The sequence below is a fragment of the Bariatricus sp. HCP28S3_A7 genome, assembly GCF_052066375.1.
Taxonomy (GTDB): Bacteria; Bacillota; Clostridia; order Lachnospirales; family Lachnospiraceae; genus Allocoprococcus.
Genome location: NZ_JBQHSG010000002.1, coordinates 188,049 through 200,474 on the forward strand (window position 1 = coordinate 188,049; position 12,426 = coordinate 200,474).

Annotated in this window: 12 protein-coding genes; 3 read left to right on the top strand and 9 right to left on the bottom strand. The window is 45.8% G+C overall.

All coding sequences use genetic code 11. The features are described 5' to 3' along the window. Nucleotides 1-30: 30 nt before the first annotated feature. Both ACTNA4_RS02255 and ACTNA4_RS02260 read right to left on the bottom strand, forming a co-directional pair. Complete coding sequence (locus tag ACTNA4_RS02255) at nt 31-453, bottom strand: hypothetical protein (protein ID WP_441028372.1); 423 nt, start codon at nt 451-453, stop codon at nt 31-33. Next, entirely contained in the window at nt 453-1,772 is a 1,320-nt protein-coding gene (locus ACTNA4_RS02260) for an MATE family efflux transporter (RefSeq protein WP_441028409.1), read from the bottom strand. The genes ACTNA4_RS02255 and ACTNA4_RS02260 overlap by 1 nt, the downstream gene beginning before the upstream one ends. 230 nt (nt 1,773-2,002) lie before the next feature. Here ACTNA4_RS02260 and fucO point away from each other — a divergent pair, with 230 nt between their 5' ends. Together fucO and ACTNA4_RS02270 are read left to right on the top strand one after the other, a co-directional pair. After that, nucleotides 2,003-3,148, top strand: a complete 1,146-nt coding sequence (gene fucO, locus ACTNA4_RS02265; RefSeq protein WP_427807347.1) for a lactaldehyde reductase — start codon at nt 2,003-2,005, stop codon at nt 3,146-3,148. Between the two features lie 297 nt (nt 3,149-3,445). After that, nucleotides 3,446-3,676 carry a hypothetical protein gene (locus ACTNA4_RS02270; protein ID WP_441025705.1) on the top strand — a complete coding sequence of 77 codons (231 nt, stop codon included), beginning with the start codon at nt 3,446-3,448 and terminating at the stop codon, nt 3,674-3,676. A gap of 284 nt (nt 3,677-3,960) precedes the next feature. On the opposite strand, the gene yihA is transcribed toward ACTNA4_RS02270, so the two are convergent. The 7 genes from yihA to ACTNA4_RS02305 form a co-directional block, all read right to left on the bottom strand. Then, a complete protein-coding gene (gene yihA, locus ACTNA4_RS02275) occupies nt 3,961-4,551 on the bottom strand; it encodes a ribosome biogenesis GTP-binding protein YihA/YsxC (RefSeq protein ID WP_441018077.1) in 591 nt (196 codons plus the stop codon). Nucleotides 4,552-4,566: 15 nt separating this feature from the next. Beyond that, the gene (lon, locus tag ACTNA4_RS02280; protein ID WP_441028374.1) at nt 4,567-6,957 is read right to left on the bottom strand and encodes an endopeptidase La; all 2,391 of its coding nucleotides are present in this window, start codon (nt 6,955-6,957) and stop codon (nt 4,567-4,569) included. Between the two features lie 105 nt (nt 6,958-7,062). Next, on the bottom strand, nt 7,063-8,313 hold the full coding sequence (gene clpX / locus ACTNA4_RS02285) for an ATP-dependent Clp protease ATP-binding subunit ClpX (RefSeq protein WP_427807354.1): 1,251 nt from the start codon (nt 8,311-8,313) through the stop codon (nt 7,063-7,065). 116 nt (nt 8,314-8,429) lie between these two features. Continuing rightward, nucleotides 8,430-9,011, bottom strand: a complete 582-nt coding sequence (gene clpP, locus ACTNA4_RS02290) for an ATP-dependent Clp endopeptidase proteolytic subunit ClpP (protein WP_427807356.1) — start codon at nt 9,009-9,011, stop codon at nt 8,430-8,432. A 67-nt stretch (nt 9,012-9,078) separates the two neighbouring features. Further along, nucleotides 9,079-10,365 carry a trigger factor gene (tig, locus tag ACTNA4_RS02295; protein WP_427820209.1) on the bottom strand — a complete coding sequence of 429 codons (1,287 nt, stop codon included), beginning with the start codon at nt 10,363-10,365 and terminating at the stop codon, nt 9,079-9,081. A gap of 83 nt (nt 10,366-10,448) precedes the next feature. Next, nucleotides 10,449-11,120: a hypothetical protein gene (locus tag ACTNA4_RS02300; protein ID WP_427807359.1), complete on the bottom strand. Its 672-nt coding sequence runs from the start codon at nt 11,118-11,120 to the stop codon at nt 10,449-10,451. Further along, nucleotides 11,121-11,678 carry a DJ-1 family glyoxalase III gene (locus tag ACTNA4_RS02305; protein ID WP_427807361.1) on the bottom strand — a complete coding sequence of 186 codons (558 nt, stop codon included), beginning with the start codon at nt 11,676-11,678 and terminating at the stop codon, nt 11,121-11,123. A 185-nt stretch (nt 11,679-11,863) separates the two neighbouring features. On the opposite strand from ACTNA4_RS02305, the gene ACTNA4_RS02310 reads away from it, so the two are divergent. Continuing rightward, a complete protein-coding gene (locus tag ACTNA4_RS02310) occupies nt 11,864-12,325 on the top strand; it encodes a CYTH domain-containing protein (RefSeq protein WP_427807363.1) in 462 nt (153 codons plus the stop codon). Nucleotides 12,326-12,426 lie beyond the last annotated feature (101 nt).

Consider the following 12,426-nt stretch of genomic DNA (forward strand, 5'->3'; position numbering starts at 1 on the left):
TTTCTGAAAAATAAATTACAGAAAGTCTGCCTACTGATTGGAGGAGTAAAACTCTATCCACGCATCGTACATTTGCTCTGCATTTTCACATTGCCCCAGCTCCTCGGCAGCTGTATTTCCTGAAATATCCCAGACTAAATACATAGCAAGATAATCAATCAGACCACTGTACTGTCCATTATGATGTCCTTCAAGCAGCACAGGGATTGCATCTTCTCCCAGAGACTTTATATTTTCATAGTATTCATTATCCATATAGTCAAAAGGATTACTGCTGGTGGCATCACCCGTACTTACGCAGCCCTGCAAATTTTCCATAATCAATCCTTCTAATTCATTTTCACAGATGTCCTCACCGGCTGTTTCTATATTTTCTATCGAACTCTTGGCATTTCCGCATCCTGATAAAAGCGTAACTGCACTAACCAATATGATTATAAAAAACTTTTTCATTATTTCTCATGCACCTTTCTCCTGACGATGAAAAAGCACACTACCTGCATGGCAATCGTCAGAATCCACGATACAGGATAAGAGATAAACAGCACCGAAAGGGACCTGTAACGTGGGAAAATGCCAAATATCCACACAATTCGGGTTCCTACAGTTCCAACGATAGAAAGCATCATCGGCGCTGCGGAAAATCCCATGCCGCGCATGGCTCCCGGAAACAGATCCATAAATCCGCACAGAAAATAAGTAAGTGTTGTATACGAAAGGATCTCCATTCCACAGCGGATCACTTCTTCATTCTCCGTATAAATTCTTAGAATCTGACTGCCAAATATGTAAGATCCTCCTCCAAGTACCAACGCAACAATCATACTCAGAATCATACAGTCCACCAGAATCTTATCCATTCGCTTCCATTTTCTGACTCCGTAATTCTGGCTTGTGAAACTCATGCATGCCTGCGTCACCGAATTGACCGACACAAAAAGGAATCCCAGAATATTATTGGCCGCCGTATAACCTGCCATTGCGATCGAACCGAACGAATTCACCGAGGACTGCAGAAGCACATTGGAGAAATTGATGACCGTACTCTGTATCCCGGCCGGCACACCTACCTGGAATATCTGTTTCAAATAGCAGCCCTTCAGCATGAGTTTGGAGAAGCGGAACTGATAGCTTCCTTCTGACCGATATAGACAGCGCAACACCAAAATACAGGAAATCATCTGGGAAAACACGGTCGCAATCGCCACCCCTGCAACGGACAGATGGAAAACAATGACCAGGATCATATTCAAAACCGCATTGATCACGCCGGATATGATCAGGAAAATCAATGGGCGCTTTGTATCACCGACCGCACGCAAAATGGCTGCCCCGTAATTATATAACATAAAAAAAGGCATCCCCAGAAAATAGATACGCATATAAAGTGAGGACTGCTCGATAACGTCTGCCGGTGTCGCCATCAGCTCAAGTGCAAATTTTGAAAAAAATATTCCCACAAAGACCATCACGATTCCGCTGATTGCGGCAAATGCGATCGAAGTATGAACCGTTTCCGACATCTGCCGGTCTTTTCCCGCGGCAAAAAACCTGGCAGCCAGTACATTTGTCCCAAGTGAAATCCCCATAAACAGATTCACGAACATATTGATCAGCGCTGTGGTCGAGCCGACCGCCGCCAGTGCCTGACTTCCCGCGAATCTCCCCACCACAATGACATCTACCGCATTAAACATCAGCTGCAGAATCCCGGAAAGCATAAGCGGCAATGAAAAAGAAACCAATTTATCCATAATGGTGCCATTACACATATCAATCTCATATTTATTCTTATTCAAATCCTCATCCCCCTTTACCACTAATCACTATAAGTCAATTCTTCGGAAATGTCAATTTTCCCGGAAGCCCTTTCGGCTTCATTTCAGAATTTTTCAAGATAATTATTTGTCAAAAGTTACAGATTCTTCATTCTGTAACTTTCTTTCGGAGCCAAATATTGTTAAAATAATATCAGAAATAAAAAGTAAAGGAGAAATTAAAAATGGCAAACAGAATTATGTTGAATGAAACTTCTTATCATGGTGCAGGTGCTATCGCTGAAATCGCAACAGAAGCAAAGGCACACGGATTCAAAAAAGCATTCGTATGCTCAGATCCGGACCTGATCAAATTCAACGTTACTTCCAAAGTAACAGATATTCTTGACAAAGAAGGACTTGCTTATGAGATCTATTCTGACATCAAGGCAAACCCGACCATCGAGAATGTTCAGCATGGTGTTGCAGCTTTCAAGGCATCCGAGGCAGACTACATCGTTGCAATCGGCGGCGGTTCTTCTATGGATACTGCAAAAGCAATCGGCATCATCATCGCTAACCCGGAATTTGAAGATGTAAGAAGTCTGGAAGGCGTTGCTCCTACCACAAAACCATGTGTACCGATCATCGCAGTTCCTACAACAGCAGGTACCGCTGCAGAAGTAACCATCAACTACGTTATCACAGATGTTGAGAGAAAGCGTAAATTCGTTTGCGTAGACCCACACGATATGCCAATCATCGCAATCGTTGACCCGGATATGATGTCTTCTATGCCGAAGGGACTGACCGCATCAACCGGTATGGACGCTCTGACACATGCAATCGAAGGTTATACCACCAAAGGCGCATGGGAAATGACTGATATGTTCCATCTCAAAGCAATCGAGATCATTTCCAAATCGCTCCGCGGCGCTGTTGCCAACACCAAAGAAGGCCGCGAAGGAATGGCACTCGGCCAGTACATCGCAGGTATGGGATTCTCAAATGTTGGTCTTGGAATCGCTCATTCTATGGCTCACACTCTGGGCGCTGTTTATGACACTCCGCATGGTGTTGCCTGCGCAATGATGCTCCCGATCGTTATGGAATACAACCAGGAATGCACCGGCGAGAAATATCGTGAAATTGCTCGCGCTATGGGCGTAAAAGGTGTAGACGAAATGTCCGAAGCAGAATACAGAAAAGCTGCGATCGATGCAGTACGTCAGCTCTCTGAAGATGTTGGAATCCCAGCTAAACTGGAAGCCATCAAAGAAGAAGATCTTGACTTCCTGGCCAAGTCCGCTCATGCAGATGCATGCGCACCTGGGAATCCGAAGGATGCTTCTGTAGAAGATCTGAAAGGATTGTTCCGGAAGGTTATGTAGGGGTTTTAGTCCGCCGCAGGGAGGGTGTGAAAGGAGTCGCTCCGAGGCTCTACTCCCTGCGACTTGTGAACTCGAAGATGTAAACAGAATCCCGGTGTAGTCGGCAAATGTGCCTCCTGCACCGGGATTCTGACATCTTCGGTTCCCAATTCTCCGGTCGTGCCGCTTAACCTCCGCTCCTTCCTTTCACACCCTCCCTACGGCTCACTCAAACTTCCTATACATCGAATAGGGGCGATGGGGGACGCCTTTGCTGCGCTCGGCTGGGATTGGGAGTTTTATGGGGAGAAGCTTCAGGTGCTTAGGAAGAAGAGGAATCTGACTCAGGAGCAGTTGTTTGTATCGCGGGCGGCGATTTCGAAATGGGAAAATGGACGGGGCTTTGCTGTTCTGGGATTATGCCAGCTGATTCGCAGGAAAAGTCTGTTCAAAGTGGATCAAGACATCCTGGCCGGTCTCCTCCTCTCCGCAACCCTGGTCAGCCTCTATCACGATCTCTTAGAACTATCATCTCAAACCAAACATTAACCCTCCCCCATACAATTCCCAGTGACAGGCAGCCCTCCCAGGCTGCCTGAATGCGTCCCTTCCACACCCACCAAGTTCTCCCATCTTGAACCTACCAGGAATCAGGCATACTCTGAATGCAGAGGTTAAGCAGAGGAGGCGGAAAACGCAAATCCTACAGCATGTAAAAAAAACTGAGATGCGAGCCACACTTGGCGAACATCTCAGTTTTTACTACATGCTGTTGATTTGCGGTTGCAGCCTCCGGCGCGTCGGCGCATTCAGAGTATGCCTGATTCCGTCCCTCAAGACAAAGAACAAACCTCCTCTGCCAGCTCCCATATCTCTTCCCGTCCCTGCTTCGTCTCCGCAGAAAACGGAATCACAACCGTCCCCGGCTGAAGCTTAAGTCCTTCCTTGATTGCTTTCACCTGCTTCTGGATCTGACTTCTCTTGATCTTATCCAGCTTTGTCGCAATAATGATCGGGTTGTATCCCTGCGCCACGATCCAATCGTACATCATCTTATCATTCGCTGAAGGATCATGCCGGATATCAATCAGCAGAAAGACCGCTTTCAACTGTTTTGATCCGTGCAGATACCGTTCGATCAGCTGTCCCCACTGGATTTTTTCCTGTTCCGATACTTTCGCGTATCCATATCCCGGCAGATCGACAAGATAAACCGCTTCATTGATATTATAGAAATTGATCGTCTGCGTTTTTCCCGGTTTCGCTGAAATACGCGCATACGATTTCCGGTTCATCAGTGCGTTGATGAGGGAGGACTTTCCTACATTTGACTTCCCGGCAAATGCGATCTCAGGCAGCGTATTGTCCGGCAGTTTACTGGTGATTCCGCATACTGTCTCCAGATTTACATTCTTAATAACCACTCTCCATTCACCTCCCTATTCCGCACAGATTTCCGACCCTGCGCAAACATCCTTCTCATAACAGTCTTCTACTCCTTCGCAGGCATCCTTTTCCACACAAATCGCGTGTTCCAGCACTTCCCTCATATGGGCCACCGGTATGATTTCCAGTCCTTTTGTAATCTCTGAGGAAATCTCTTCCACATCTTTCGTATTTTCCTTCGGCACGAGAACCGTATGGATTCCTGCGTTCTTGGCCGCCAGAAGTTTCTCCTTGAGCCCGCCGATCGGTAATACACGACCACGCAGTGTAATTTCACCGGTCATCGCAAGATCTGCGCACACTTTCTTCCCGGTGATGGCGGAGAACATCGCCGTGGCCATGGTAATTCCGGCTGACGGTCCGTCCTTCGGAACAGCGCCCTCTGGTATATGAATGTGAATATCATGTTTTTCAAAGAAATCCGCCGGTACATTCTGAGCCTCGCTGATGGAACGAATATAACTGATTCCGGTCCGGGCAGATTCTTTCATAACATCGCCGAGCTGTCCGGTCAGCATGATCTCGCCTTTCCCCGGCATTACATTGACTTCGATCTGAAGGGTATCACCGCCCACACTGGTCCAGGCAAGTCCACGAACGATACCGACTTCATCCTCTGCATTTGCCATCTGATAGGTATATTTCTCCTTGCCTAGGTATTTCACCAGATTCCTCTCCGTCACCTGGATTCGTTTCTTATCGTGTTCAAATATCTCTTTTGCTGCCTTTCTGCAAATATTTCCGATCTCACGTTCCAACTGACGCACGCCCGCGTCTTTCGTATAATTTCTTGCCATTTTCCAGACAACACCCTTGCTGATCGTAAGCTGGTCTTTGGTGAGTCCGTGTCTCTCCAACTGCTTCGGAATCAGATGTTCTTCTGCGATATGAAGCTTCTCGTTCTCTGTATAACTGCTGATCTCGATCACTTCCATACGGTCCAGAAGCGGCCTTGGAATCGTCTGCAGTGTGTTCGCGGTCGTCACGAATGTCACTTCGGAAAGATCCAGCGGAACTTCAAGGTAATGATCCCGGAACTTATTGTTCTGCTCACTGTCCAGCACTTCCAGCAGTGCAGAAAACGTATCACCTTTATAGTCTGTGCTGACTTTATCAATTTCATCCAGAAGCAGCAGCGGATTTTTCACACCGGCCGCCTTGATTCCGTTTGCGATTCTTCCCGGCATCGCGCCCACATAAGTCTTCCTGTGCCCGCGGATCTCCGCTTCATCGCGCACACCACCCAGCGAAATGCGGACATACGGCTTTTTCAGCGCTTTTGCAAGAGATCTTGCGATCGATGTTTTTCCGGTTCCCGGAGGGCCGACCAGGCAGAGAATCGGACTGTCTCCTTTTTTCGTAAGTGCACGCACCGCAAGAAATTCCAGCACACGCTCTTTTACTTCTTCCAGTCCGTAATGTTCTTCTTCCAGAAGATTCTTCGCATAGGTTAAATCCGTAAAGTCCTCCGCTCTTTTATCCCATGGCATTTCCAGCATCGTTTCAATATAAGTACGGACAACACCGGCTTCCGCTGGACTTTGCAGTGAGTTCTTAAATCTCCTTACTTCCTTGCGAAGTTTCTCTTTTACCTCTTCCGGCGCCTCCAGTGCCTCCACAGCATTTGCAAATTCCTCCGCATCCGAGAGTGTCGTATCATCGCCCAGTTCTTCGCGGATCAGCTTCAGTTCTTCCCGAAGTATATACTCTCTCTGATGCTTGTCAACACGCTCTTTGACTTTATTCTGTATCTCGTCGCGGATATTCATGATCTGAACCTCGTTGACCAGTTTAAATACCAGAAGCTCGTACTGTTTCATAAAATCGGTTTCTTCCAGAATTTCCTGAAGATCCGTGTAAGCAATCGGCAAATTCGCCGCCACCTGATTTACCATTTTACGGAGATCTGTGATCTGCTGAATCTGGTTCACCATATCCTTAGTGATCTTCGGATTGCGCATCGCATATTCCACATACATTTCCCGAAGTCCCCGAACCATCGCTTCTTTATTCAGTTCACCGGTCAGAAGCGGGGTCTCTTCATCCAGAATCTTGATGTAGCCGCGCATATATGGATCACTGACCTCCAGATGTTCCAGAACCGCCCGCTCTTCTCCGGATACGAGAACCCTGATGATCTGCTTCGGCAGTTTAAGGATCTGCTTCACAGTCGCAACCGTTCCGACGCGATACAGATCCTTCATCTCCGGATTATCCACCTCAATATCTCTTTGAGCGATCAGGAAAATCTTCTGGTCTCCTGCCATGGCTTCCTGCACTGCCTCGATGGAACGTTTCCTGCTGATATCGAAATGTACCACCATTTCCGGCATGATCGTCATTCCACGAAGAGCAACCATGGGCATACTTGCCATTCTATTCATGTATTTCTTCTCTCCCTTTTATATACATTCAAACTGTTTGTAAAAAGGGTGCTTCAGGTTTCCCCGTCAGCACCCATATGTTCCGTATTTTTTGCATACGTACTGCTATGCACTTTCTGATTTTCTTTCTTCCTGCTGAAGCAGTGGTGTGTTCTTTCCAAGCACCGCTTCTTTCGTAATTCTGCAGTATTTCAGACTTTCATCGGATGGTGCATGATACATGGTATCCATCATCACATTCTCCATAATCGCACGCAGTCCTCTCGCTCCGGTATTACGCTTCAGTGAAGTATCTGCGATTGCCTCCAGCGCATCCTGGTCAAATTCCAGATCCACACCATCCAGTTCCAGCAGTTTCTGATACTGTTTTACAATCGCATTTTTCGGCTCTGTTAGTATCCGGATCAGCGCCTCGCGATCCAGCGACTCAAGCGCAACCGTAACCGGAACACGTCCTACCAGCTCCGGTATCAGACCGAATTTCACAAGATCCTGCGGAAGGATCTGTCCGAGAAGACGATCGATATTATATTCATGCTTTCCTGCGATTTCCGCACCGAAACCAATCGATTTCTTATCCAGTCTCTTTTCAATGATCTTATCAATTCCTTCAAACGCACCACCACAGATGAACAGGATATTGGTCGTATCGATCTGGATCAGTTCCTGATGTGGATGCTTTCTTCCGCCCTGCGGCGGAACATTGGCGATCGTGCCTTCCAGAATCTTAAGGAGCGCCTGCTGAACGCCTTCACCGGAAACATCCCTTGTGATGGAAGGATTCTCCGATTTTCTCGTAATCTTATCAATCTCATCAATATAAATGATTCCATGCTCCGCACGTTCGATATCACCGTCCGCAGCCTGGATAATTTTCAAAAGAATATTTTCTACGTCTTCGCCGACGTATCCAGCTTCAGTAAGAGCCGTTGCGTCAGCTATGGCAAATGGTACATTCAGGATCTTTGCCAGTGACTGTGCAAGAAATGTCTTTCCGCATCCTGTCGGACCTACCATAAGAATGTTACTCTTCTGCAGTTCCACGCCCAGGTCCTTCTCTGCCATAATTCTTTTATAATGATTATAAACAGACACAGACAGAACCTTTTTAGCTTCCTCCTGTCCGATCACATAGTCGTCAAGAAATTCTTTGATTTCTTCCGGCTTCAATAAATTGATATCTTCGTATTTTTCGCCTTCGTCATACTCCAGCTCTTCCTCAATGATCTCGGCACAGACATCCACACACCTGTCACAAATATACACTCCGTTCGGTCCGGCAATCATTTTGCGCACCTGAGCCTGTGTTTTATTACAGAAGGAACATCTTACGACATCATCATATCTGCCTGCCATATTTTCACCTCACACAATTCATACAAATCTCATATCCTGCCCCTAATCGGGCAAACTCTCCCGGTTTTTAAATTTAGAAATGGGAATGCCCGGTTCTGCGAACATTCCCACTTTCACTACCGGCTTGTCACAACCTTATCAATCAGTCCGTAAGCCACAGCTTCTTCTGCAGTCTTCCAGTTATCTCTCTCTGTATCTGCTGCAATCGTCTCATAGCTCTGGCCTGTATTCGCTGCCATCAGCCTGTTCATTCTTTCTCTGATCTGCAAAATATGCTTTGCATTAATCTCAATCTCAGTTGCCTGACCCTGTGCTCCGCCTGACGGCTGATGAATCATAATCTCGGCGTTCGGAAGAGCAAAACGTTTGCCTTTGGTTCCTCCTGCAAGAAGAAATGCTCCCATACTTGCCGCCATTCCCATGCACATTGTGGACACATCACATTTCACATAATTCATTGTATCATAGATGGCCATTCCGGCTGAAATAGAGCCGCCCGGGCTGTTAATATAGAACTGAATATCTTTGTCCGGATCCTCCGCTTCCAGGAAAAGCATCTGTGCAACGATCACGCTTGCGGATGCATCATTTACTTCAGTGTCAAGGAAAATAATTCTTTCCTTTAAAAGTCTTGAATAAATGTCGTAAGAACGTTCTCCACGGCTTGTCTGTTCAATGACATAAGGTACTAAACTCATGTACACGCCTCCTGATTCTTCATTACCACTGCCGGTCGCAAGATGCAGCCAGCATTATAATACTCATTTATTTTACTACGGCATTCTCTACAACGAATGTAATCGCATCCTGAACTGCCATATCCAGTTTCATCTGTTCTTTTTCTCTGTCGCCCATGTATTCTTTCAGCTTATCAACTTCCATTCCGTAAGCTTCTGCCATCTTGGCAACTTCCTCATCCAGTCTCTCATCGGAAACTTCGATGTTCTCAGCACTTACGATTGCTTCGAGAACCAGTCTTGTCTTGATTCTCTTCTCAGCCTGCGGACGCATCTCTTCTGTCATCTTATCAACAGTCATTCCTGTGAACTGCATATACTGTTCAAAGGTAAGTCCCTGCTGCTGCAGTCTCTGAGCGAAATTATCAAGCATCTGTCTTGCTTCAGTCTCGATCATTGCTTCCGGAAGGTCCATCTCAGCATTTGCGATAATCGCATTCACTGCCTGGTCTTCCTGAGCTCTCTTGCCTGTGCTTTCTTTTTCTTCTCTCAACTTCTTCTCAACGTCAGCCTTGTATTCTTCCAGTGTATCAAATTCAGAAACTTCAGATGCAAATTCATCATCCAGTTCCGGAAGTTCTTTTGCTTTGATCTCATGAACGGTACATTTGAATACTGCATCTTTGCCCTTCAGATCTTCTGCATGGTAATCTTCCGGGAAGGTTACCTTAACTTCTACTTCCTGTTCCGGTTCAACGCCGATCAGCTGCTCTTCAAATCCCGGAATGAAAGAACCGGAACCGATGGTCAGAGGATAGTTCTCTCCTTTTCCGCCTTCAAATGCAACACCGTCAACAAATCCTTCAAAATCAAGAACTACTTCATCCTTATCCTGAACCGGACGTCCTTCTACTGTAATGGTTCTTGCATTCTTGTTCTGTTCTTCTGCCAGCTTCGCTTCTACTTCTTCAGCTGACACTTCTGTTGAGAAGCTGTCTACTTCGATTCCCTTGTACTGTCCAAGCGTTACTTCCGGCTTAACAGCTACTTCTGCGGTGAAGATAAATGCTTTGCCTTTCTCGATCTGTGTTACATCGATCTTCGGCTGAGAAACAATATCCAGTCCGCTTTCATCATATGCTTTTGCATATGCTTCCGGAATCAGTGCATTGGCTGCATCATCATAGAAGATCTCCGGTCCGTACATTTTCTCAACCAGCTGACGCGGAACTTTGCCTTTACGGAATCCAGGAATGCTGATCTTTCCTTTCTGCTTCTGATAAGCTTTCTGAAGTGCTCCTTCCAGTTCTTCTGCGGAAACTTCAATCGTAAGCTTTGCCATATTGTGTTCTAATCTTTCAACTTGTAAACTCATTACCATTTCCTCCTAATATATATATGTGAAAAGTCGGACAGACTTATCTACATTACACTCATTTTGATAGTATAGCATGTATTCTACAGTTTATCAAGTGCTAAAATCCTTACGATAAAGGTATTTATCTCATCTTCATCCATGGAAAGAGAGTCTCTCCCTTCTTTCGTGACGGTAAATGTATAAGTCTCCTTTTCCAGATAATCCATTTCGATATAAGATTCCTTCAGCAGCTCATATGAATTTATCAGATATTCACTCATCATCGCCTGCTGAATCTCCTCATCGGTTCCCTCATACTTTCCATTTTTTGCAGCCTGTTCGATCCGATCTGTCTCCTGCTGCAGTTTCGGAATAAATGTCGTAAATACATCGACCGGTTCATACTGTACTTCGACCTCAAATATGCTTCCGTTTTTTTTCTTTCCCTCGCCAACCTGATAACGCATCGCACGAAAAATCTCTTTTACAAGATAAGCATACGATTCCGTAAGTGTCTGCTGCGAGTCATCTGTCCCGGTCAAATAGTTCTCCACAAATGCCGTGATACCGTTTTCATACATTTCTTCAAGCTCCTTGTCGGAAGCTTCAATGAACTGTTTTGCGCCTTCCTTCTCTCCCTGAAAAATGAGATCCAGATCAGCCTGCACATAAGCCGACGCATCCTCTGCATTTTGAGAGCATCCTGTCATTCCCGAAGCCAGTACACAGATCAGCATAATCACAGCCAGACATCTGCGTTTGTAGCCTTTCATCTATTTCCTTCCTTCATATACGATCTGCTTCGCAATTTCATCCGCCTTCTCACGCCCACGAAGTACCTCCACAAGTGCAAATGCGAAATCCAAAGAAGCGCCCATTCCACGTCCCGTAATCACATTTCCATCGATCACTGCGCCCTCGGCAACCGTCTCTGCCCCCACAAGCCCATCTTCCATAGATGGATAGCATGTAGCTTTCTTTCCCTTCAGCAATCCCATTCCTCCGAGAATCGTCGGGGCAGCACAGATCGCGGCAAGATACTTTCCTTCCCGGGCAAATTGCACGATCAGTTTTGCCAGTTCCTTATGCGCTCCAAGATTTCTGGTGCCCGTAAGACCACCGGGAAGTACCAACATTTTTGTCTCAGAAAAATCTGCTTTTTCAAATTTCTTGTCTGCCTTCACAAGAATTTTATGAGAACCTGTTATCTTCTTTTTTTCCATAACAGAAACTGTCTCTACACTGATTCCGGCTCTGCGCAGGACATCCACAACAGTCAGACCTTCAATTTCTTCAAATCCATCTGCGAGAAATACACAAACTTCACTCATCTTTTAAACCATCCTTTCCGGAAATAACACTCATAATTCATACTCAACACTTAGATTCTAACAGACGCCTTCAAAAAAAGCAATTCCTGCTCTTGTAAAGTTCCTCATATTTCTTTATACTATTATTAAGCATCATGTGACGGGATCTGATCCGCCGCACGATCAGCAAAGGAGTTTGATCTGTTATGGAAATCGAAAGAAAATATCTGGTCAGAGAACTTCCCGATGATTATGAGCGCTACCCACATCGCTCACTGGAACAGGGATATCTCTGTACAGATCCGGTTGTTCGTGCCCGCAGGGACGGGGATGATTACATCTTGACCTACAAGTCCAAAGGCTTCATGGTCCGCGAGGAATACAACCTCCCACTTACCAGGGAGTCCTACTTACACCTTATTTCGAAGGCTGACGGCCGCCTCATTTCAAAAGAGCGCTATCGTATTCCTTTTGACGAGTCACTTACGATTGAGCTGGATGTCTTTAAAGGTGATCTTGCGCCTCTTATTCTTGCAGAAGTAGAATTTCCGGATGAAGCTTCCGCGAATTCTTTTGTACCACCTGCATGGTTTAGCGAAGATGTGACATTCCGGAAAGAGTATCATAACAGCTTTTTAAGCAGTCAAGATAAAGCGCAAATTATGTAATATAAATGTTACATATCAATTTTCGTTACATTTTGTTGCTTACCACCATTTTCAGTATAAAAACTGATATACTTTTGAGTATGAGCGGGGATTTCAGGGGA

Excerpts from the sequence above, each read along its gene's own strand:
- ACTNA4_RS02255 (WP_441028372.1), bottom strand. The coding sequence starts at position 453 with ATGAAAAAGTTTTTTATAATCATATTGGTTAGTGCAGTTACGCTTTTA.
- ACTNA4_RS02260 (WP_441028409.1), bottom strand. The coding sequence starts at position 1,772 with ATGTGTAATGGCACCATTATGGATAAATTGGTTTCTTTTTCATTGCCG.
- fucO (WP_427807347.1), top strand. The coding sequence starts at position 2,003 with ATGGCAAACAGAATTATGTTGAATGAAACTTCTTATCATGGTGCAGGT.
- lon (WP_441028374.1), bottom strand. The coding sequence starts at position 6,957 with ATGAATAGAATGGCAAGTATGCCCATGGTTGCTCTTCGTGGAATGACG.
- clpX (WP_427807354.1), bottom strand. The coding sequence starts at position 8,313 with ATGGCAGGCAGATATGATGATGTCGTAAGATGTTCCTTCTGTAATAAA.
- clpP (WP_427807356.1), bottom strand. The coding sequence starts at position 9,011 with ATGAGTTTAGTACCTTATGTCATTGAACAGACAAGCCGTGGAGAACGT.
- tig (WP_427820209.1), bottom strand. The coding sequence starts at position 10,365 with ATGAGTTTACAAGTTGAAAGATTAGAACACAATATGGCAAAGCTTACG.
- ACTNA4_RS02300 (WP_427807359.1), bottom strand. The coding sequence starts at position 11,120 with ATGAAAGGCTACAAACGCAGATGTCTGGCTGTGATTATGCTGATCTGT.
- ACTNA4_RS02305 (WP_427807361.1), bottom strand. The coding sequence starts at position 11,678 with ATGAGTGAAGTTTGTGTATTTCTCGCAGATGGATTTGAAGAAATTGAA.
- ACTNA4_RS02310 (WP_427807363.1), top strand. The coding sequence starts at position 11,864 with ATGGAAATCGAAAGAAAATATCTGGTCAGAGAACTTCCCGATGATTAT.